The sequence below is a fragment of the Nocardioides daedukensis genome (assembly GCF_013408415.1).
GTDB classification, from domain to species: domain Bacteria; phylum Actinomycetota; class Actinomycetes; order Propionibacteriales; family Nocardioidaceae; genus Nocardioides; species Nocardioides daedukensis.
In genome coordinates this window covers 1,471,259-1,491,463 of record NZ_JACCAA010000001.1, presented here as the reverse complement: position 1 = coordinate 1,491,463, position 20,205 = coordinate 1,471,259, and the positions used below count along the sequence as shown (strand labels likewise).

At 69.0% G+C, this 20,205-nt stretch carries 18 protein-coding genes; 11 read left to right on the top strand and 7 right to left on the bottom strand.

The genetic code is table 11. The features are described 5' to 3' along the window. Nucleotides 1–5: 5 nt before the first annotated feature. From BJ980_RS19435 to BJ980_RS07390, 7 genes are all read left to right on the top strand, one after another. Entirely contained in the window at nt 6–1,400 is a 1,395-nt protein-coding gene (locus BJ980_RS19435) for an O-antigen ligase family protein (RefSeq protein ID WP_179501704.1), read from the top strand. Next, complete coding sequence (locus tag BJ980_RS07415; RefSeq protein ID WP_179501703.1) at nt 1,391–2,509, top strand: glycosyltransferase family 4 protein; 1,119 nt, start codon at nt 1,391–1,393, stop codon at nt 2,507–2,509. The genes BJ980_RS19435 and BJ980_RS07415 overlap by 10 nt, the downstream gene beginning before the upstream one ends. Then, nucleotides 2,506–3,591, top strand: a complete 1,086-nt coding sequence (locus BJ980_RS07410; protein WP_179501702.1) for a glycosyltransferase — start codon at nt 2,506–2,508, stop codon at nt 3,589–3,591. Before BJ980_RS07415 ends, BJ980_RS07410 begins: the two co-directional genes overlap by 4 nt. Beyond that, nucleotides 3,588–4,397 carry a hypothetical protein gene (locus BJ980_RS07405; RefSeq protein WP_179501701.1) on the top strand — a complete coding sequence of 270 codons (810 nt, stop codon included), beginning with the start codon at nt 3,588–3,590 and terminating at the stop codon, nt 4,395–4,397. The genes BJ980_RS07410 and BJ980_RS07405 overlap by 4 nt, the downstream gene beginning before the upstream one ends. Nucleotides 4,398–4,414: 17 nt before the next feature. Next, entirely contained in the window at nt 4,415–5,719 is a 1,305-nt protein-coding gene (locus BJ980_RS07400) for a P-loop NTPase family protein (protein WP_179501700.1), read from the top strand. 112 nt (nt 5,720–5,831) lie between these two features. Next, nucleotides 5,832–6,332 (top strand): hypothetical protein, encoded by a 501-nt coding sequence (locus BJ980_RS07395; protein WP_179501699.1) that lies wholly within the window; start codon nt 5,832–5,834, stop codon nt 6,330–6,332. Continuing rightward, nucleotides 6,329–7,081 carry a sugar transferase gene (locus tag BJ980_RS07390; protein WP_179501698.1) on the top strand — a complete coding sequence of 251 codons (753 nt, stop codon included), beginning with the start codon at nt 6,329–6,331 and terminating at the stop codon, nt 7,079–7,081. The genes BJ980_RS07395 and BJ980_RS07390 overlap by 4 nt, the downstream gene beginning before the upstream one ends. 9 nt (nt 7,082–7,090) lie before the next feature. Here BJ980_RS07390 and BJ980_RS07385 read toward each other — a convergent pair whose 3' ends face one another. Genes BJ980_RS07385 through BJ980_RS07375 form a run of 3 tightly spaced genes read right to left on the bottom strand, consistent with a single transcriptional unit; the run spans nt 7,091 to nt 11,176 of the window. Continuing rightward, nucleotides 7,091–9,793, bottom strand: coding sequence for a CHAT domain-containing protein (locus BJ980_RS07385; protein WP_179501697.1), 2,703 nt, complete (start codon nt 9,791–9,793; stop codon nt 7,091–7,093). A 1-nt stretch (nt 9,794) separates the two neighbouring features. Beyond that, nucleotides 9,795–10,421 carry a hypothetical protein gene (locus BJ980_RS07380; RefSeq protein WP_179501696.1) on the bottom strand — a complete coding sequence of 209 codons (627 nt, stop codon included), beginning with the start codon at nt 10,419–10,421 and terminating at the stop codon, nt 9,795–9,797. Beyond that, nucleotides 10,418–11,176 (bottom strand): RNA polymerase sigma factor, encoded by a 759-nt coding sequence (locus BJ980_RS07375; RefSeq protein ID WP_179501695.1) that lies wholly within the window; start codon nt 11,174–11,176, stop codon nt 10,418–10,420. Before BJ980_RS07375 ends, BJ980_RS07380 begins: the two co-directional genes overlap by 4 nt. A gap of 346 nt (nt 11,177–11,522) precedes the next feature. Here BJ980_RS07375 and BJ980_RS07370 point away from each other — a divergent pair, with 346 nt between their 5' ends. Further along, a complete protein-coding gene (locus BJ980_RS07370) occupies nt 11,523–13,361 on the top strand; it encodes a sigma-70 family RNA polymerase sigma factor (protein ID WP_179501694.1) in 1,839 nt (612 codons plus the stop codon). Between the two features lie 6 nt (nt 13,362–13,367). On the opposite strand, the gene BJ980_RS07365 is transcribed toward BJ980_RS07370, so the two are convergent. Next, the gene (locus BJ980_RS07365; protein WP_343047728.1) at nt 13,368–14,873 is read right to left on the bottom strand and encodes a WS/DGAT/MGAT family O-acyltransferase; all 1,506 of its coding nucleotides are present in this window, start codon (nt 14,871–14,873) and stop codon (nt 13,368–13,370) included. A 183-nt stretch (nt 14,874–15,056) separates the two neighbouring features. On the opposite strand from BJ980_RS07365, the gene BJ980_RS07360 reads away from it, so the two are divergent. Continuing rightward, complete coding sequence (locus tag BJ980_RS07360; protein ID WP_179501693.1) at nt 15,057–15,404, top strand: hypothetical protein; 348 nt, start codon at nt 15,057–15,059, stop codon at nt 15,402–15,404. A gap of 40 nt (nt 15,405–15,444) precedes the next feature. Here BJ980_RS07360 and BJ980_RS07355 read toward each other — a convergent pair whose 3' ends face one another. Continuing rightward, on the bottom strand, nt 15,445–16,752 hold the full coding sequence (locus tag BJ980_RS07355; RefSeq protein ID WP_179501692.1) for a threonine/serine exporter family protein: 1,308 nt from the start codon (nt 16,750–16,752) through the stop codon (nt 15,445–15,447). Nucleotides 16,753–16,796: 44 nt separating this feature from the next. Here BJ980_RS07355 and BJ980_RS07350 point away from each other — a divergent pair, with 44 nt between their 5' ends. Then, the gene (locus tag BJ980_RS07350) at nt 16,797–17,924 is read left to right on the top strand and encodes a glutamate--cysteine ligase (RefSeq protein WP_343047727.1); all 1,128 of its coding nucleotides are present in this window, start codon (nt 16,797–16,799) and stop codon (nt 17,922–17,924) included. Nucleotides 17,925–17,970: 46 nt separating this feature from the next. On the opposite strand, the gene BJ980_RS07345 is transcribed toward BJ980_RS07350, so the two are convergent. Both BJ980_RS07345 and BJ980_RS07340 read right to left on the bottom strand, forming a co-directional pair. Next, entirely contained in the window at nt 17,971–18,546 is a 576-nt protein-coding gene (locus BJ980_RS07345; RefSeq protein ID WP_179501690.1) for a DUF402 domain-containing protein, read from the bottom strand. 19 nt (nt 18,547–18,565) lie between these two features. After that, nucleotides 18,566–19,402: an SDR family NAD(P)-dependent oxidoreductase gene (locus BJ980_RS07340; protein ID WP_179501689.1), complete on the bottom strand. Its 837-nt coding sequence runs from the start codon at nt 19,400–19,402 to the stop codon at nt 18,566–18,568. Between the two features lie 150 nt (nt 19,403–19,552). Here BJ980_RS07340 and BJ980_RS07335 point away from each other — a divergent pair, with 150 nt between their 5' ends. Continuing rightward, on the top strand, nt 19,553–20,143 hold the full coding sequence (locus tag BJ980_RS07335) for a TetR/AcrR family transcriptional regulator (protein WP_179501688.1): 591 nt from the start codon (nt 19,553–19,555) through the stop codon (nt 20,141–20,143). The last annotated feature ends 62 nt before the right edge of the window (nt 20,144–20,205 follow it).

Below are 20,205 nucleotides of genomic sequence, written 5' to 3'. Positions count from 1 at the left end.
GTCCCGTGACCACAACGCCCCCCACTGCTTCCCGTGCCGCCGTTCCCCCGACGCTGGCACGGCGGAGTCGCGCGAACCGGTCGACGCTGGTCGGCCGGTTCGCAACGCGAGGAAGTGCCGCAGCCCTGCTCATGCTTGCGATCGTTGCCGGCGGGCTCGCGGCGGTGTGGCATCCACTGGAGGTCACCGTCGTGGTGGTCGGGCTCTGTGTGCTTGCCGCCATGGTGCTCCGGGTCGAATGGGCGGTGCTCGCCTATGTGGCCGTCGAGCCCTTCGGCGACTACCTGTCCGCACTGGCCAGTCCCTCGGTGAAACTCATCGGGGCGGTGCTCTTCGGTGCCTGGCTGGTCCGGCTGGCGTTGGACCAGCGGCCGGTGGCCGTGCGTCATCCCGTGGTCGTGGCCACGGGCTTCCTGTTCGTGGTCCTGCTCGCCTCCCTGACCTGGAACCCGAACGGCTCCGCGGGGATGGAAGTTGCCTCGCGCTACCTGTCCTACATGGCGGTCCTGGTGGTGCTGGTCGACACCATGCGCAACTCACTGCCGCCCCGCCGGGTCGTGACTGCGTTCGTGATCTCCTGCACCGCGGCAGCAGTCGTTGGGATCATCGCGTTCGCCCAGTCCGGCGGGGGACGGGCAGCGGGCCCGATGGAGGACGCAAACGACTTCGCGTTCTACCTGGCCTGCGCGCTGCCGTTCGCGATCCTGCTGTGGCGGGACTCGCTGCGGTGGCGGCCAGTCTTTGCCGTCGCGGCGGCCATCATCATGGTCGCCATCCTTGCCACGTTCTCGCGCGGCGCGATCCTCGGAGTGATCGGGATGGTGCCGGTGGCGCTGGTCATGCGCCTGGTGCGACCTCGTCATCTGGTCGCCGCGCTCGGGGTGCTGGCACTCCTGGTCGGCATCGGGTTCCTGGCGGTCGGGGCCACGGTGCAGCGAAGCCTGGACGAGAAGCAGCACGTTGCCGATGCCAACGTCGCCTCCCGGTTCGCCACCTGGAGCATGGCCGCCGAGATGACGGCCGACCATCCGGTGCTGGGCACCGGGCCGGGGGGCTTCCGCACCAACTTCGTTGCCTATCAGGCCAATGACAGCAGCAACCCCACCCACTATGACGTGGTCCACCAGATGTTCCTCGACGTGTCGGCCGAGCTGGGCCTGCTGGGGCTGGCCGCCTTCCTCGCGCTCCTTGCGGCGGGTGGTGGCGGTGCGGTCCGGGCCGTCCGGTCCGGGCCTGATCAGCACCGGCTCCTCGCCGCCGCGACCTGTGTCTCCCTGTTCGGCACGGTGGGTGCCGCGACGTTCCTCAGTGAGCAGTACTACCTCCCGATCTGGATGTTGGCCGCGCTCGGTGCGGCTCTGGACCCGGGTGGCCGGACAGGAGGTCCACGATGCGCGTAGTCCAGTTCGTCACCCAGGAACGCGGAGGGCCTGTCGACCACGCCGTCGACGTCGCGCGCGAGTTGGCCCGGTTGGGCCATGAGAGTCACCTGGTCACGCCCGACCCGGACCTGGAGTCGGCCTTGGCCGGCACCACGGTGCGGGTCCACGTGGCCGCGATTCGCGACAAGTTCGACGTTGCCGGAGCCCGGGCGGTGTCCCGCACGATCAGTTCGATCCGTCCCGACGTCCTGCACTGCCAGGACCGCCGTGCCGGTCTGGTCGGTCGGCTGCTGGCCCTCCGACACGAGATCGGAACGGTCTACACCCTGCACGGCGTTCCTGATCCGCTGGCCGACCTGGTGCCGGGGAACCTGCGCCTGGTTGCCGCCAGTCGCACCCTGCGGAGCACCAACTTCACCGCCGAACGCTGGCTCTCGCGAATCCCTCGCTCCCGGGTCGTCACTCCGTGCGAGGCGATCTCCCGCTACGCACGTGACCACGTCGGGGTCGCTCCCGAACGGGTGGTCACGGTGCACAACGGCATCGACGAAGCCTGGGGCGCCGAGGGTACGTCGTACCCCCGGCCGCCCGCGGACCAGCGGACGACCACGGTGGCCTGGCTGGGAGTGATGGCTCCCGTCAAGCGGGTGCCAGCCCTCGTGCGGGCCGCGGCGAGTGTGCCCGGGGTCCGTCTGTTGCTGATCGGGGACGGCCCGGAGCGCGGTCGGGTCGAGGAGACGATGGCAGCCGCCGGGTCCGATGACCGGGTCGAGTTGGTCGGCTTCGACCCCGACCCCGCCGGACGCCTGCGTGGTGCGGACCTGCTGGCGCTGCCTTCGGCCGCGGAGGCCTGCCCTATGGCGATCCTCCAGGCGATGAGCTGCGGCCTGCCGGTGGTGGCCTCGCGTGCCGGGGGGATCCCGGAGGTCGTCCGCGACGGCATCGACGGGCTGCTCGTCCCCACCGGTGACGACGGCGCCCTTGCCGCTGCACTCCGCACGCTGCACGACGACCCGGCGATGCGCCGGGCGATGGGGGAGAGCGCACGGCTGCGGGCGGCTGGGCAATTCAGCCTGACCCGCTGCACACAGAACTTGATGTCGGTCTACGAGGAGGTGGCGCCATGAAGGTGCTGTCGGTGATTCCCACCATGGGTACCGGAGGAGCAGAGGTGGTGGCGGCGACCCTGGCCCGCGACATGGTCGAACGAGGGCACCGGGTGCAGCTCGCCAGCAGCGGCGGCTTCCGGGCCGACGGTGCAGCAGCGCACGGCGTCGAGCTGGTCGACGTACCCATGACCGGACGAAGTCCCCGCGAACTGACCGGGGCGGTGCGCAGGTTGCGTGGTGCGGCCGGCCGCCTCGGTCCGGACCTGGTCACCTGCCACAACGTGAAGGCGACCCTGGTCGCCCGGATCGGGGTGGGCCGACGAGTTCCCGTGGTGACCACGCTGCACGGCGTACCCCCGGAGCAGCTTCCCGCAGCCGCCCGGATCCTGCGGCACACCGCCGACCACGTGGTGGCAGTCTCGCCGCACGTGGCCGGCCAACTGGCCGGACAGGGTTTCCCGGCGGAACGGATCTCGACGATCGAGAACGCCGTTGTTCCGCCGCCGGTCCACGACCGAGCCACAGCCAGGGACGAGCTGGGGTTGGCACCTGAGCGTCCGGTCGCGGTGTGTCTGGCCAGGCTGGTGCCTCAGAAGCGACACGACATCCTCCTGCGAGCGTGGGCCCGAGTGGCCGGGGAGCCGCTGCTCCTGCTCGCGGGCGACGGCCCCAACCGACCCGGGCTCGAAGCCCTCGCCGCAGAGCTGGGCATCACCGACCGAGTCCTGTTCCTCGGCGAGCGCACCGATGTCGACCGGCTGCTGGCGGCCGCGGACCTTTCCGTGCTCTCCACCGACTGGGAGGGAATGCCGATCAGCATGCTCGAGGCGATGGGCCTCGGCCTGCCGGTGGTGGTCACCCGCGTCGGCGGCGTCGTGGAGACCTTGGGCGAGGCGGTCCGGCTGGTCGAACCTGGTTCCGTGGAGTCCCTGGTCCGGGCTCTCGACGAGCTAATCGGGGATCGTGCACTGCGCTCAGGCATCGGGCTCCGTGGACGCGCACTGGTCAACGCCCGCTTCGGTCCGACAACCATGCTCGATGCCTACGACGACCTGCACCGACGCATCACTACGGCGGCACGACCGGTGAGCAGCCGATGATCGGCGACAGGCCACGGGATGGGCGGCCGGTCGGCAGGCTGTGGCTGTGGCTGTGGCTCGGCCTCGGCGCACTCATGATCTGCGTGCTGGCGATCCAGCGCCCCATGCTGGGAGGCGACATGCCCGGCGGGAAGGCGGACCGTGGCACGGAGGTGCCCAGCGCACTTCCGACGCCCCCGGCCCGACCCGGTGCAGCGCTGCCGGTCGAACCGGAGATCGTCACCTGGGGCGGGTACGGCGACCAGCTCGCCCTGGTGATCAAGAACTCCGGCGACCGCGAGATCCGTTCCGCCCGGCTGCTGATCACCGCGCTCGGAGCCAACCGAGTCCCGATCGCCACCACGACCGGTTCGGAGGACACGACCTGTTGCACCGTGGTCAGCCTCCGTCCCGGAGCGGAGTTCGGCATCTTCATAGATCTGCCCGGGCCGGTCGCGGACGTGGAGGACGTGGTGGTCCGCTACCTCGACCTGGAGACCGTGCCAGCGGGGCCTGACGACGCCGCCTGGGTGGAGGTCTCCGCGCCACGTCTGACCCGAAGCGCGGATGACGCCGTGGTCACGGTGCGTCTGGAGGCGCACGGTGACGTGGGGGCTTTCGTGGCCGGTCAGGCGTTCCTGGTCGACAGTCGGGACCGTCTGGTCGGCGTGATCTCCGGGCGCTTCTACTGCTTCACCCGGGACAGACCGCGCACGGTCCGCATGCAACTCAAGGGACCGGTGCCGAGCGGCACCCGCATATCGAAGGTTCTTGCCCTACCCATCGCCGACGGGACGCCGATCGGCATCCGTCACGCATGCCCGTGAACACAGGAGAAACGAACATGTCGAGAATGCCGGTCCTGCGCGAGCCCTCGGTGGCCGCCACCGGGACGAATCTCCGGGTCTTCGGGGCCCTGCTCTGGCGCCGCCGTCTGGTGATGGCGCTGGTCGTGGCCCTGGTGGCTGCCGTGATCGCCATCGGTCTGGCCCTGGCTGAGCGCCAGTTCACCGCGACCGCGCGCGTGGCAGTCACTCCGTCACCGGAGCTGTCGCAGACGCTGGTGGAATACGACACCCTGCTCAGCACCATGGCCGACGTCGCCGTCAACCGTCCCCTGCTGAGCCAGGTGAGCGCGGCGATCGGCACCCGATCCCTGGTGCAGTTGCAGGACCGGGTCCAGAGCGCCGTGGTCACGGGGACCGTGGTGGTCCAGGTCTCCGTCACCGATCCGGATCCTCAGGTCGCCGCCCAGGTGGCGAACGCCGTGGTGGCGGCGCTGCCGGCGTTCGCTCTGGACAACGGGCAATTCGTGTTCACCGTGATCGATCCTGCGGCGACCCCGACCGACTTCACGTCACCGAACATCAAGATCTCGGTCCTGGCCGGCGCACTTCTCGCGCTCGCTCTCGGTGTCGCCGCAGCAGTCGTGCGCGACCGGGTCTCCCGCACGGTGGACACCCCCGAGGAAGTCGCGGAAGCGACCCAGGGACTGGGTGTCCTCGGAGTCCTGCCACGGCCCGTGGATGCTGGGGGAGTCAGCGCCACGGACCCGGACAGCGCCGAGTTCGCCGCGCTGCGGGCCCTCCGGGTGGCGCTGGAGTTCGCCAGCAGTGACCAGCCCACGCGGACTCTGGTGGTGGCACCGGCGGTGGCGGGCCCCTGGAGCGGTTGGCTCGAGGTCAACCTGGCGGTCTCCCTCGCCGAGGTCGGCCACCGGGTGCTGGTGATCGATGCCCACCGTGGCGACCGGCGACGACACCCAGCCCTTGATGCTCCGGGGAAGCCCGGTCTCTACGACATGCTGGCCACCGGCGTACCGGTGGGTGAGGTCGCCCTGCCGGGTCCCGTCGACGGCGTTGCCGTGGTGCCGCTGGGCAACCCGGACCTGGCCGCCCCCAGCCTGCTCGAGATGCGGATTCGGCGACTCATGGAGGAGATCGACCCGCAGTACGACGTGATCCTCGTCCACGCGCCTCCGGTCACCGAGTCCGACGACGCCCGCATCATCGGCATCGACGGAGCCGTGCTGATCACGATCCCCGCAGGCCGGGTCAAGCGCGACGTCCTGGTCAAGGCGGTCGCGGATCTGCGAGTGGTGCCGATCCGCACCCTGGGCGCGGTCCTGCTCGGCACACGCCGACGCTGATCGGCCCTGTGGCTTGAGAAATCTCTGCGAAATTCCGGCATCAGCCGGGATCAAGTGACCCTCTGGACGCACCAGTGGGTGAGAAGTGAAACCGACTGATGAGGCGACGCATGTGAGCAAGAACGAAACCCGCACCGGCCCTGCCGCACAGGCTGCGAGTCAGGCCGCCGGCCAGGACGGGACCTGGCCACCGCACTTCCCGCACTCCGAGATCGACCGACTGATCGACGACCTGCACGATGTCGCGTCGGCCAGACCCGAGGACGCCGGTCAGTTGCTGCAGCTCATCGCCAAGGAGGCCCAACGGTTGCGAACGGCCGTGGTTCGCCTGTCGGTGGCGCGGATCCGGGAGGCCGAGTGTGAGGCCGAGCTGATCCTGAGCGCAGCCCACGAACGGGTCAGCGTCGTACGGCAGCTCTCCCTGGAGGCCCTCGGCAGCAGGCTCGAGGAGGCCGACGACCTGATGGTGGCAATGCGCCGTGCGTTCCTCACCGAGGGCAGGGCCGCACTCGGTTCGACACGTGGTTCGCCCGACTACACCGGACTCTTCGGCGTCCCCGACGATGCCGACACCGATGCCGACGACTATGACGATGACGAGCCCACGCCATGAGCGCCCAACCGAGTCAGGCGCCGCTGCCGGGTGACTCATCGACCTTCGGCTCGGCGTACGCCTTCCCGGAGCTTTCGGAAGTCCCGGAACTCCCGGGGGTCAGCGTGGCCACCCGGCACGTGCGCGTCGCGGCGGAGTCGAAAACGGTGCACCGGTGGGTCAAGCGCGCCGTGGATCTCGTGGTCGCTTTCGTGCTCCTGCTTCTGCTGGTCCCGCTCCTGGTGACGCTGGCCCTTCTGGTCCGGTGCACGAGCCGCGGTCCGGCGCTCTACCGGCAGGTCCGGGTCGGCAAGGACGGCCGCGAGATCCTGGTCCGCAAGTTCCGCTCCATGCGGGTCGGGGCGGAACACGAACGTGACCTGCTGCAGGAGATGAACGAGGTCGAGGGCGGCCAGCTCTTCAAGATCCGCCGGGACCCACGCGTCACGCCCGTCGGGCACTGGCTGCGCAAGTTCTCCCTGGACGAGCTGCCGCAACTGGTCAATGTCCTGTTCGGCACGATGTCCCTCGTCGGACCCCGCCCTGCGCTGCCGGACGAAGTGGCGGGCTATCCCGCCGAGGGGCTGGTTCGACTGAGCGTCCTGCCCGGCCTGACCGGCTTGTGGCAGGTCAGCGGACGGAGCGATCTGAGTTGGCGCCAGGCAGTCGCACTGGACCTCTACTACGTGGAGCACTGGAGCCTGTGGCTCGACCTGCGCATCCTGGTCCGCACTGTGCCGGCCGTGCTCCTGGCCCGGGGAGCCTACTGAGACGTCGCTTCAGGAGCCGGCCACGTAGCGGAACGCGGCCCAGTGCCACGGATGGGGACGATCGTGAGCGATCGAGAGGCAGGCCGCTTCCACTGCGGCGGCCGGCGACGAGCCAGCAGCAACATGACCGTGGAAGAGCCGGGCAAATTCGAGGGCCGTGTCGTCATCGACGGGCCACAGCGTGGCAACCACGCCCCGGCATCCGGCGGCAAGGAACGCCCAGACGAGGCCGCCGGCCTCGGTCGCGGTCTCCCAGCCACGTCCGGAGGCACAGGCGTTGAGCACCACCACGCTGTCGGAGAGCTGCAGCTCGAAGACCTCGGTGGAAGTGAGCCAGCGATCGGCCAGTCGCAACGCGGAGCGAAAGGGATGGTCCGGTGCTGACATCCCGTGGCAGGCGATGTGGATGAGGCCGTGCGATCCGCCGAGGGAGGCCAGGACCTCGGTTGTCGCGCCAGGTCCCACCACCGCGGTCGCGTCGGGGTGTACGCCGGCCACAGCGGCTGCCTCCGCTTCGATCCGGGGCGCCTCGTCGTCGGGCACAGCGAGCACCAGCACCGGATCGAGCGAGGGAGGCCCGGGGTCCGGCTGCGTGGGGTCGTGGGTGAAGGCCAGGCGATAGCGGCGAGCGAGCGGCTCCCCGTCCACTTCGAGAGCCTCGAACGGGACGCTGCTCAGATGGCCGTCCCCGACCAGGACGACCGGCCTGCTGTCGAGGTCCTGGAGGAGTTCATCGATCGGATGGATCAGGTACTCGCTGAGTTGGTGCAGGGCCTCCAGCCCCGGGCCGCCGGTGAGGCTCTCACCCGCGTGCCTGCCCACGTGTGCCATGCGTGAGCACTCCACACTCCACTGGCGGAGTGCCCGGCAACTGAGGGCGACCGCTCCGGCGAGGCGGCGTGCGTGGACCTGGCCTTCCCGGATGACGAAGGCGATCACGTCGCCCTGGAGCATGTGGAAATGGACCAGTGGACCTTCCGGCACTCCCGGGAGGGGTTGGCCGGCGGCCCAGGGCCCGTGGCCGCTGCGGACCAGACGCTTCCGCAGCGTACGGCGCGCCACTCGTTGGGCGGTCTCCACGCTGTTGGGGTCGAAGTCGTCGTGCGGGTGGTCAAGTCCGTCCAAGGCGATGGAGAGTTCTGTCAGGACCTTCTCTCGCTCGCGCGGATCGATGGTCTCCGCGTCCAGGGTGTCGAGCGACATCACCCGGCCGACGGCCGCCCACTGCCACGCCTCGGAGACCGAGGCGTGGGTTCCGTCGGCAAGGAGCACCTGGATCATCAGGTCGATGACGTCGGAAGTCCGGATGAGTGGGGCCATCCGGGTGCCGTTGCCGAGGGAGTCAGGTCCCGCGTCGAGAACTTCGCGGAGAATCGAATGGGCCTCGTCCAGGGTGCCGGAGCCGAGGTGTAGAGCGGCAGCCACGAGTTGGCGCGAGACCTGCAGGGAGTGATCGGGAGTCTCCGAAATCAGTCGGTCCACCTCGGTCATGTGAGCCTGCGCCGAGGGGACCCATCTGCCACTGGCACAGGCGCCGATGAGGTGAGCGGAGGCGAGGAGTTGCCCGGAGGTCAAGCCCGGCATTCCCAGAACAGCGTCGGCCAGTCGGGCGGCTCGCGGCAGGTCCTGCTCGCGCAATGCCAGCCAACCCTGGGCCAGCCACACCATCGCGCGGTCGTGTTGGCCCTGGCTGTCGTGCAACATCCGTTCTGCCGACGCGAGTTCCTGGCGGGCTCCGGCCAGATCCTTCAGCGGGAGGGAGCTGAGTCCGGCAACCAGGTGGGCCTGGCCCAGCAGGTCGACCAGGTCCTCCTCGAAGAGCAACTCCACGGCTTGTCGCGCTTCGCTGCGCGCGTCGTGGCAGAAGCCTGCGTGGAGCAGCGCATTGCCCAGGGCGAGCTTGACCCTGGCCAGGTCGACTCGGGTCTCGAGGCCGGAGAAGTAGTCATCGGCCTCGAGCAGCACCTGGATCGCCAGCGCGGGTCGCCCGAGCTGGAGCAGCGCCTCCGACTTGGGCACCGCGGACCGATACGCGTGGAGGTCTGCCCCAAGTTCGCGCAGCCGACCCGTGGCGTGGGTCAGGTCGGCCAGAGCCCTCCGGGACATGCCGAGACGCAGGTACGTCGTACCGCGATCGCGCTCGGTGCGCGCCTGCATCTCCTCGTTGTCCAGGGCACTGAATCGGTCCCAGGCCAGGTCGTGGTGCTGGAGCGCACCGGTGCTGTCGCCGAGTCGCGTCAGGGAGTTGGCGACGAGGAGGTGCGCCCCGGCCCGGGTCTCCGGGTTGGGGGACACCGGGCCCAGCATCCCGTCCAGCGTGGCAGCGGGGTCGACCAGTCCGTTGGCCAGATGGAGTGCCCCTCGATGGTCCCCCAGATGATGAAGAACGGTGGCCCGCAGCAGGTAGGTACGGGGGACCTCGTTGGTCAGACCCGCGACCAGCAGGTCGCGGTGCGCACTCCGGGCTGCGGCCATTGCCGCCTGATGGGCGCCGGACTCGAGCAGGGCCTCGGCGCGGACCAGCCACGCCCGTCCGCTCGCCCCGGGGTTCGTCAGCCGCAGCGCGGGGGTGAGGATCGTCCCCAGGAGGACCAGGGCCTGACCGGGATCGCGACTGGCCAGACGGGCAGCCTCGTTGATGCCTTGCTCCACCTCCGGCACGGAGGACGCGTCGTCAGCCCGGGCGTCGGCCCTCTTCTGTCGTTCGGTCATGTCACTCTCGGTTCGTGAGATCGATCCCGAGACGGAGGAGGTGGGGACCGCGCGAGATCCAGACTTCGTCAACGTCGCGGGAGATTCCGGCGATCTGGAAGTGCCCGTCGGCACCCGGTCGGACGGCACGTTCGAACGCGTCGCCCCGAGTGAACACGAGTTCGCTGTAGCCGGGGCCGGGCTCGCTCCAGGTCAACAGACCCTGGATGTCCGGGGCATCGGCGCCGTTGTTGACTACGGTCAAGGAGAGGCGCGCAGTCTCGTGCTCCATGACCAGGTGGCGTACGTCGTCATCGCCGCGTGATCTCATCCCCGACGCCATGGCGTAGTCCCTGCTGTCGAAGGTCAGGGCGGCCTCAAGAGCATCGCCCGGCAGGCCGGGACTCACGTAGCGCCGGAAGGCGAGTCGGAGTTCGTTGCGCAACTCTTGCGGAGGCGTGAGCAGGGGCATGGAGCGGCCGGCTCGGAGGAAGTCCCGGATCCAGAGCACCTTCGCGCCGGTCTCCGCGTCCTCTGCTGTGGCCTTGTGGACCCGCTCGTCGGCTGGCCGACCCGAGCGTCCCTCGACCCAGTCGACGAGGCTGGCCATGTCGAGTGACCGGCGAGAGCTGGGATGGTCGTTGTTCATTGGTCCTCCCCTTCGGACATGAGGTTGCGGAGGCGCTCGAGGCACCTGCCGCGCAGTGGGCCGATACCGCCGATGGACCTGCCGAAGCGGCGGGCGATCTCGGCATAGCTGGGTTCTTCGGGATCGAAGAAGAGGGCCAGGAGAAGGTCACGGCAGGTGCCCCCCAGTTGGCCGAGGGCATCGTGGACTGCGGTCTGCAGTGCCCAGTCGGCGATCGGGTCCTCGACCCGGTCGGGGACCGAGTCGGAGACGATCGTGCGCCGCGAACTGGAGCGAAGCCGCCAGGCCTGGCGACGGGCGACGGTCATCAACCACGAGGCGAGACGGGTCTCGTCCTGGATCCGGTCGAGAGAGTCGATCAGAGCCACGAAAGTGGTCTGCGTGATGTCTGCAGCGTCTTCGGGTGTCACCCCGTTGCGCATGGCGACTGAATAGATGAGCCGCTCGTATCGGGAGACGAGCAGGTCCCAGGCATCCGAGTCGGCCTGCCGGCAACGGGCGAGCAGTTCTGCGTCTGTCGGGGCGGCGAGCATCCGGGACCGGGCGTGCAGCCCGATCGGGACGACGTTGTCCTGCGACGGCGGCAGCTGGCGCGGGGGTTCGGGTGCTCGGACCTGGTGCCCTTGGAGAGGCGCGGGACCGCGCTTGATGACTGTGCTTCCTCCGGCCGTACGGGTCCCGATGCCCGGACTGCTCTGGCTGCCATGACTGCGAGCCCGCAGGATCGATGCTGATGCGTTCGGTGCGGCGTTCATCGGCTGCCTCCGCTGGCCGGACACGTGGTGGGTCGGCTCGGGGTCGAGGCGACCGCCGGGTCGGTGGACATGTGCACGTTCTGCTCCTGTCATCTGGTGGGGACGCGGTGTGCGTCCTCCCGAGTTGTGGACCAAGTCGGAGAACAAGAGCCGGGAGCCGTACGGATCTGACGGTGAAAACACATTTGTGACTCAGATCACAGAGTGTTTGCCGGTGGCATGTACAACGAACGCACATACTTGACGCTGGCAACGGTTGCGGTGGGGAGCAGCGGTCGTTCCTGTCTGGGCGCGAGGCGTGACGTCGCGACGCAGGCACGTCGACTGACTCCAGGAGCCTCGAGAGATGTCCATATCCGCCACGGATCCGCAGGGCTCACCCGCGGACCACGACCTGGTCGAGCGCGTTCGCGCCGGTGACCATGCGGCGTACACCCAGCTCTATGAACGTCACCTCTCCTCCGCGCGAGGGATGGCTCGTGCCCTGGCCCAGGACGGCGATGCCGATGAACTCGTCGCCGATGCGTTCGCCCGTGTCCTGACCCAGACCGCTGCCGGTGGTGGCCCGAGCAGTGACTTCCGGTCCTACCTCTTCGCCTGCCTGCGCAATGTGCACCGATCCAACGCGCGACGTCAGAGCATCGAGCGGGCGGCCTCGAACCAGCCGTGGGTGCTCGAGAGCGAGGTCGTCGAGGACGAGCAGGCAATTTCCGGTGTCGACGGGGAACGGGCGAGCAGTGCCTTCGCGACCCTGTCGGCACAGTGGCAACAGGTGTTGTGGCAACTCGAGATCGAGGGGCGCAAGCCGGCCGAGGTCGCGGCAGGGACGGGAATGACCGCGGCCGCTGTCTCCTCGCTCGCCTACCGTGCACGGGAGGGACTGCGTCAGGCCTATCTCGACCAGCACCTGCCTGCCACCGGTGCTAGTGGCTGCACGTGGACCCTGGACAGGCTCAGCCAGTATGTCCGCGAGGAGCTCTCGCCGCGTAGCAGCGGGAAGGTCCGCCTGCATCTGGGCGGATGCCCGGACTGTCAGCGTGCCTGCAATGAACTGGAGCAGGTCAACCGCAAGATCGGCATCCTGTTCTGGCCGCTCGTATTGGTCGGCGGTGCGAAGTTTTCCGGTACGGCGACCTCAGGCGACGGCGGGTCACCAGACGGCTCCGGCCCCATCGCCCATGGCTCTTCGCTGTCCGCCGGTGCGGTCGGCGGGACCGTGGCGGCTGGTGGGCTGGCTGCGCTCGGGTTCGCGGCTGCGGCGGCGCGAGACGGAACCACGGCTGGTCAGCCGTCGCACGGAGCGGTCGATCGGGGGGCAACCTCGGCTCCTGGTGGGGCCGGTGCTCCGGGTGGCCTGATGGGCGGGTTCGCGGGTCAGTTGGGAGGCTGGTTGGGGCGCCTCAGCATGCAGGTCAAGCTGGGCCTCGGGGTCGTCCTGGTCCTGACCGCTGCCGTGCCGGGCTACTTCGTGGTGCGCGACGAGTCCGTCGCCCCACTGGCCGAGAAGATTCCCGCGTCGATCCTTCCGCCACTACGTGGTGTGCCCGACGTGTCGCCCCAGCCTGCCGAGGACGAGGAGGAAGAGCTCCCGCCGCTCGTGACCGTTCGGGATGTCGAGCCCGTGGCTGCTGACCTCGGACCTTCGCCCGCGCCGACACCGACACCGACACCGACCCCCGCGCCGACACCGACGCCTGAGCCCGAACCGATGCCGGTGGTTGAACCCGAGCCCGAGCCCGAGCCCGAGCCCGAACCGGCGCCGGGGCCGGGGTGGGAACCCGAGCCCGAACCTGTCTACGACTTCGGCGTGTCCGGGGTGACCAAGACAGGGGGTGGCCTGCTGGCTGAATGGAACCTGGTTACCGGCATCAACGTGACGTCTGGCTCGAGCCTGGTCGGGGTGGTGGTGGACCTTGCGTTCACCTTCGATGATGAGTTCGGCCTGAACTCGGCGTCCGGGCAGGGCTGGGCCTGCCGCGAGCCCGGTGGTGGCACAGTGGGTGCCGGCACGCCGTACTTCTTCCCGGCAGGAACCACGATCACCTGCAGCTATGAGTACACAGCGGATGCGCCGGCGCCGGCGCTGTCACTTGACGTCTTCGGAATCACGATGACTGGCACCGCCGCCGTGACTGCTGTCGGTCACGTCGACCCGAACCCCGGCAACAACACCCAGGGGTTCTGAGGGGACTCAGACCCCCGCGGCCTTCTCCAGTGCGGCGAGTTCGTCATCGAGGTGGGTGAGCAGGCGCTGCAGGTGGGGGACCGTGCGCCGGCAGCCGGTGAGGCCGAAGCCCATCTGGCCGTTGTAGGACGTGCAGGTGATGTTGAGTGCCATCCCGTGGATCGGGATCGAGAGGGGATACATCCCGACGAGCTTGGCGCCGTTGAAGTATTGCGTGCTACGCGGGCCAGGGACGTTGGAAATGATCAGGTTGAACGGCGGCCGCACGATGCCCTGCATCCTCAGCATCGGCGTCAGCAGGGCCGGTGCCATCCCGATCGCGCTCATCGCCAGGATCTGGGTGGAGGTCATCGCGCTGAGGGCGCGCTTGCCCTCGAGCATCGACCGGTGGATGCTCTTGAGCCGATCCGCCGGGTCGGGCAGGTCGGTGCCGAGCTTGACCATCACCACCCCGATCGCGTTGCCGCCCTCCGCCGAGGCGGTCTGGGCCTGCTTGGCGTTGAGGCCGACCGGGACCATGGAGACCATCGACGTGTCCGGCAGCTCGCCCATCTCCTCGAGATAGCTGCGCATCGCCCCACTGCACATGGCCAGGACCACGTCGTTGATGGTGGTGCCGGTGGCCTTGCCGATGGCACGCATCCGCTCGACGGGCCAGTCCTGCGCCGCGAACCGTCGGGAGCCGGTGATGGACTGGTTGAACAGCATCCGCGGTGCGTGCAGCGAGAGCGCGCTGGTCTCGTTGCGCACGCCGGCGTTGATGGTGCGCAGCAGCGCCGACGGCATCCCGGCGGCCTCGAAGCTGAGGCCGAGTGCCGTGCGGTACGCCTTGGCCGGCAGGTCGGCCAGGTTGCGGTTGGCCTCTGCCTGGGTCTGGAGTGCGGTCGAGGCGGGCCTCGGACGGGCTGCCCAGGGTGCCGGCATGTCGCGTTCGTCGGGGTCGCTGCTCAGGACGCTCTGCAGCAGCCGCATCGAGGAGACACCGTCGACGAGGGAGTGGTGCACCTTGGTGTAGAGCGCGATCCTGCCGTCGTTGAGGCCCTCGATGACGTGGGCCTCCCACAGCGGCCGCTCACGCGCCATCCGGGTGCCGTGCAGGCGCGAGCAGAGATCGAGGAGCTCCCGGATCCGACCGGGTTCGGGGAGTGCGCTGTGCCGGACGTGGTGCTCGATGTCGAAGAGCTCGTCCTCGGCCCACACGTAGTTGCCGAGCCCGGCCAGGGTGCGACGTGGGTGCTTGAGGAAGAGCGGGGCGATCTCCTGCGGGGCGCTCAACTGCTCATAGAGCTGTGCGGCGTAGTGCGTTCCCGCCCCCTCGGGACGTTCGAAGAGCTGCAGCCCCCCGACATGCATCGGCATGCTCCGGTTCTCTGCCACCAGGAACGCGGTTGATGTCGGGTCGATCGGCGTTGCCACTCGTGCTGCCCCCTCCGGGTGTCCCTGCGTACGTCGATGTTCGACGTGCCGCTGTTGATCCTTGCGCGGCAGCGTCTCGATGTCGAGAGGCTCCACAGACGGTGAACGTCCGGCATCACCACCGGTTACGGCGCCGGGAGGGCCGGATTTCGTGCACAGGGCGCTTCGGCGGGCGGGTTCTCCACAGGTGGTGCCCTGGCGCCGGCGAGCCCCGGTCCCGCCCACCTACGTTTCCTGCCGTATGGCCGGATCAACCGGCCCCGGAGTCGGGAGAAGAGCATGTCTCGGATCAAGCACGGCCTGTCCTTGGTGATCGGCCTTCTGGTGGGAGCAGCATTCATGGTGTCGATGAGCGGATCGAACGCCGACGAGCCGGCGCAGTGGACGCCGCCGGCCAAGACGATCATCGCGGTGGAGGGGGACGCGGCCAACGGCTTCGGCATCTACTACTACGACGGGAGCTCGATCTTCCCGCCGACGGACTCGGAGGCGAAGGCGGAGTGCGCCGAACACGACACCAAGGTCCAACGGGTTCGCTGCAATGCCGAGGTCCGGGTCTGGTACCGCGAGCTCAGGCGGATGAAGACCGCACTGCGCTACGCCTACATCGCCGCTCAGCACGACTGAGACGGCGACCGATCGGGCGGGGGAGGTCGGCAGGGGTGGATCAGCGCTTGGCGCGGGCGCGGAGCGGGCCGACCAACCGCGGTCCTGCCAACCGCTTCTCCATCTTGCGCGCTTCACGTCGCACCGGCTGCGCGACGTACTCGCCCAGGATCACCCCACTGGCCAGAGCGATCGCCACGGACGCGGCGGTCATGACGGCCAGCAGACCTTGGCCGACGTGCTCGCCCTCGGAGAGCAGGGACAGTCCGCGATAGATGGACAGGCCGGGGAGCAGGGGCACCATCGTCGACACGACGATGACCAGCGGCGGCACCCGGACCCGCCCACTGACGCCATAGGCGACCAGCCCGATGAAGAACGCCGCGCTGGCGACCGCCCAGGTGCGGCCGAAGCCCGCCTGCTCGATGTAGGTCGCGATCACGATGGCGAACCAGGCGACCAGCCCGATCGGGACCAGGACGCGCTTGGGGGAGTAGGAGGCGAAGGCGAAGGCCGCTGCACAGATCGCTGCGCCGAGGCCGGTGACCGCCACCGTGGCCAGGTCGGAGGCGCCGGGCTCGAACTGCCCGACGCTCACGCCCAGCACGGTGCCCAGGGTCAGGCCACCACTGACACCGGCGATGATGCCGGCCGTCGAGAGGAAGGCTTCGGTCATCCGGGCCCCGGCGGTGACGTAGAAGCCGGTCAGCGCGTCCTGCAGTCCACCCATGAAGCCGATGCCGGAGAGCAGCAGGATGATGTTGGCGGTGACCACCTTGGAGGGATCCACGTCGATGTCGGCGGCGGCAGCAGCGACCGCGAAGCTGGTGGCCAACGCGCCACCGGCGACCTGCAGGTAGAACATCGGCAACCGGAAGGTCGCCATGTATTTCTGCAGCCGGTCGATGCTGGCCGCGGCCAGGAACGCGATGCCGCACACCTGCGGGTTCCCACCGAGCATCAGGGCCACCCCGCCCGCCATCAGACCGAGGGCGGCGGTGACCAGCCAACGATTGCGGTGGTGCCCCGAGGAGCTGAGCCGGGCGACCACGGTGCGGGCCTCGGCGAGGCTGACGCGGTCGGCCAGGATGTCGCGGACCAGCTGGTCGACCCGGGAGAGGTCCTCATAGTCGATGTCGCGTTCCTTGACCTGGCGGATCATCACGAGCGGCACGTCCTCGTCGGACTGATAGCTCATCGACATGCTGGTGAAGGTCACGTCCACGATCGGGTTGCGCAGACCCATGTGGAAGGCGACCGAGTGCATGGTGGCCGTGACGTCCGCTGCTCCTGCCCCCGAGGAGAGCAGCATCTCGCCGATCCTCAGGCTGAGGTCGACGACGTGAGCAACCTCGGGTGAATCTGCCATGTGTGAATGGTCCCATGTCCTCTTCGATGTGGAACGCTGGTCCCGTGCGCATCGACTTCCGCGGCTCTCCTCGTCCGACCCTCGGGGTCGAGTGGGAGTTCGCGCTCGTGGACAAGAAGACGCGGGACCTGACCAACTCCGCAGCGGACCTGTTCGCCGCGGTGGGCCCGGACCTGCCCCATCAGGACAAGCTGCACAAGGAGCTGCTGCGCAACACCGTCGAGGTGGTGACCGGGGTCTGCGGTTCCGTCGGCGAGGCGATGGCCGACCTGCGCGGGACCCTGGACGTGGTGCTGCCCGCCGCGGACGCGCTCGGCGTCGACCTGTTCGGAGCGGGAACTCACCCGTTCGCGAACTGGTCGGCCCAGCAGCTGACCGAGGGACACCGCTATCAGGAGCTGATCAACCGCACCCAGTGGTGGGGGCGCCAGATGTTGATCTGGGGCGTGCACGTGCACGTCGGGGTCCCCGAGCAGTCACGGGTGATGCCGATCATCTCCTCACTGCTCAACCAATATCCGCACATCCAGGCGCTCTCGGCCTCGTCCCCGGTCTGGGCCGGCACGGACACCGGCTATGCGTCGAACCGGGCGTTGATGTTCCAGCAGCTGCCGACCGCCGGGCTGCCCTTCCAGTTCGAGAAGTGGTCGGAGTTCGAGGCGTTCGCGCACGACCAGCTGACCACCGGTGTGGTCGACGAGCTGTCGGAGATCCGGTGGGACATCCGTCCTGCCGCGAAGCTGGGCACCATCGAGAACCGCGTCGCCGACGGGGTCTCGACCCTGCACGAGATGAGTGCCCTGGTCGCGCTGATGCACTGCCTGGTCGTCGACCTCGACACCCGGCTCAGCGCCGGCGAAACGCTGCCCTCGATGCCGCCGTGGCACGTCCAGGAGAACAAGTGGCGTGCGGCCCGCTATGGCCTCGACGCGATCATCATCCTCGACTCCGCGTCGAACGAGCGACTGATCACCGACGACCTCGACGACCTGCTTGAGCGCCTGGAGCCGGTGGCGCGCCGGCTCGACTGCGTCGAGGAGCTCCGCTCGGTCGCCGAGATCCCGCGGCGCGGGGCGTCCTACCAACGCCAGCGCGCCGTCGCCGCCGAGACCGGTGGTGACCTGGTCGCTGTCGTCGACTCCGTGGTCGGCGAGTTGCGCGACAGTCTCTGACCCCATCCACGCGACCGGCGGGGAGCCCCAACCGCGACCGGCTGACTCAGTCCAGTGCGGCCAGCACCTCGGCCCACCGTGCCGGCGTCGCCTCGTCATAGGGGGCGGCGTGGTCAGACACCGCGCGGTGCACCGCCTCGCAGTTGGCCAGGGCCAGGTCGATGGTCGCTGACGGATAGTCGAAGGCGACGCGATGCTCGGCGAACTCGTCCTCGTCGTCGATCCACACTCGGCGGCTGAAGCCACGGATCACGTCCAGGTCGAGGTCGATCGCGCGGATCGTGGTGCCGTCCCAGACCGGCTGCGTCGCGATGTCGACATAGACCTCGACCGGGAAGGAGGGCTCCCTCCCGGCATCAGCACCGGCACCGGCGCCGGGGGCCGAGCGGGTGTGGAAGGTCGCGAACCATCCACTCACCTCCGGTGCGCCGAGCGTCGGCGCCAGGCAGACCTGGGGGAGCGGTGCGAGCAGCTCGGCACCCGGGCGCGACATCAGGGTGCCGGCTGTGACGCCGACCCAGTCACCGTGCTCGTCGCTACCGAGATAGCGGGCGGAGTAGGTCCAGTGCGGCCGATCGCCCCACTTGGTCATCGCGATGATCACCGGCGTCCCGAGCTGCATGGGAGCCACAGTGCCAGAGTCAGGCGCGCTTCTTCGGTAGCATTCGTCCGGCCAGCTTGGCGACGATGTCCTGATAGCGGGCACCGGTGAACTTTGCCCAGTTGTGCAGCAGGTGGGCGTCGATCCCGACCAGCACACGCGGCTTGCCGGCGAGCATGCCGTCGACGATGATCGCGGCCGCCTTGTCCGGGGTCATCCGGGCGAGCTTCTTGTCGAAGACCTTGGCGGTCTCGGCCTGGTCCTCGCTGCTGGTGACCCGGGCGTTGCGGGCGATGGCGGTCTTGATGCCGCCGGGGTGCACGACGGTCACGCCCACCGGGTGTCCGGCGATCAGCAACTCCTCGCGGACGGCCTCGCTGAAGCCGCGGACGGCGTACTTCGTCGCGTTGTAGGCGCTCTGCCCGGGGATGGAGAGCAGGCCGAAGAGGCTCGACAGGTTCACGATGTGGCCGTCACCCGAGGCGATCAGGTGGGGCAGGAACTCCTTGGTGCCGTGGATGACGCCCCAGAAGTTGATGCCGACGATCCACTCCATGTCGGCATAGTCCATCTCCTCGAAGTTGCCGGCCAGGGCAACTCCGGCGTTGTTGACCACCACGTTGACGCGGCCGAACTGGTCGGCCACCGAGGCGGCGTACGCCGTCATCGCAGCGCGGTCGGCCACGTCGACGCGGTCCGAGCGCACTTCACGGGCGCCGGCGTTCTTGACCAGGTCCACGGTCTCGGCAAGACCGGACTCGTCGACGTCGGAGAGTGCGAGCAGTGCGCCCTTGCCGGCGGCGTTGAGGGCGAGGGCCCGGCCGATGCCGGATCCGGCGCCGGTGATCACCACGACCTTGTCGTTGAGCGTCTTCATCCGTGGACCTCCTGGAGTCGGTGCGTGGTCGTCGTGACCCGAGCGGCCCGACGTCGGCATGAGCCGAGCGCGTGGGCCATGGACTCACGCTAGGGGGCTATTGAATCAGCGTCAATAGTCTGTTGACAGAAATTCACTAGGATGGCCGACATGGCCAGCTCCCCTCGCGTCCGCATGAGCCCGGAAAGCCGTCGCGAGCAGCTGCTCGAGCTGGGGGTCTCCCTGCTGGCCACCCGCTCGCTCGACGAGATCTCCATCGAGATGCTCGCCGAGGAGGCCGGGATCTCCCGAGGGTTGCTCTACCACTACTTCGGCAACAAGCAGGACTTCCACGTGGCCGTCGTACGCCGTGCCGCCGACGACCTGATCGCGATGACTGCGCCGCCCGCCGAAGGGGATTCGCTGACCAGGCTGCTGGTCTCGATGGAGTCCTACCTCGACTACGTGGTGGCGAACTACGAGGGCTATCTCTCGCTCGTCCGGGGTGCCGCCGGTGGCAACGCCCAGCTGCGCGAGATCTATGAGGAGGCCCGCTCAGCTCTCACCGAGCGGCTCTTCATCGAGGACGACGACATGCTCCTTCCGGACACCGCCGGGACCCGATTGATCGTGCACGCGTGGTCCGCCTATGCCGAGGACCTGGCGCTGGGCTGGGCGCGCGAACCCGCCGGCGTCACGCGCGAGGAAGTGGTCCGGGCAATGAGTTCCTCGCTGCCGGCTCTGGTCGCTGCGGTCGGCTGAGGCTCACCGCCGACCTACCCCTCGGACGGAAAAGGGGTTGGTGCGTGGGGAAGAATGGCCAC

What these genes read in the sequence shown, in the direction of transcription:
- BJ980_RS07415 (WP_179501703.1), top strand. Translation starts at nt 1,391, where the DNA reads ATGCGCGTAGTCCAGTTCGTCACCCAGGAACGCGGAGGGCCTGTCGAC.
- BJ980_RS07410 (WP_179501702.1), top strand. Translation starts at nt 2,506, where the DNA reads ATGAAGGTGCTGTCGGTGATTCCCACCATGGGTACCGGAGGAGCAGAG.
- BJ980_RS07405 (WP_179501701.1), top strand. Translation starts at nt 3,588, where the DNA reads ATGATCGGCGACAGGCCACGGGATGGGCGGCCGGTCGGCAGGCTGTGG.
- BJ980_RS07400 (WP_179501700.1), top strand. Translation starts at nt 4,415, where the DNA reads ATGTCGAGAATGCCGGTCCTGCGCGAGCCCTCGGTGGCCGCCACCGGG.
- BJ980_RS07390 (WP_179501698.1), top strand. Translation starts at nt 6,329, where the DNA reads ATGAGCGCCCAACCGAGTCAGGCGCCGCTGCCGGGTGACTCATCGACC.
- BJ980_RS07385 (WP_179501697.1), bottom strand. Translation starts at nt 9,793, where the DNA reads ATGACCGAACGACAGAAGAGGGCCGACGCCCGGGCTGACGACGCGTCC.
- BJ980_RS07380 (WP_179501696.1), bottom strand. Translation starts at nt 10,421, where the DNA reads ATGAACAACGACCATCCCAGCTCTCGCCGGTCACTCGACATGGCCAGC.
- BJ980_RS07375 (WP_179501695.1), bottom strand. Translation starts at nt 11,176, where the DNA reads ATGAACGCCGCACCGAACGCATCAGCATCGATCCTGCGGGCTCGCAGT.
- BJ980_RS07370 (WP_179501694.1), top strand. Translation starts at nt 11,523, where the DNA reads ATGTCCATATCCGCCACGGATCCGCAGGGCTCACCCGCGGACCACGAC.
- BJ980_RS07360 (WP_179501693.1), top strand. Translation starts at nt 15,057, where the DNA reads ATGTCTCGGATCAAGCACGGCCTGTCCTTGGTGATCGGCCTTCTGGTG.
- BJ980_RS07355 (WP_179501692.1), bottom strand. Translation starts at nt 16,752, where the DNA reads ATGGCAGATTCACCCGAGGTTGCTCACGTCGTCGACCTCAGCCTGAGG.
- BJ980_RS07345 (WP_179501690.1), bottom strand. Translation starts at nt 18,546, where the DNA reads ATGCAGCTCGGGACGCCGGTGATCATCGCGATGACCAAGTGGGGCGAT.
- BJ980_RS07340 (WP_179501689.1), bottom strand. Translation starts at nt 19,402, where the DNA reads ATGAAGACGCTCAACGACAAGGTCGTGGTGATCACCGGCGCCGGATCC.
- BJ980_RS07335 (WP_179501688.1), top strand. Translation starts at nt 19,553, where the DNA reads ATGGCCAGCTCCCCTCGCGTCCGCATGAGCCCGGAAAGCCGTCGCGAG.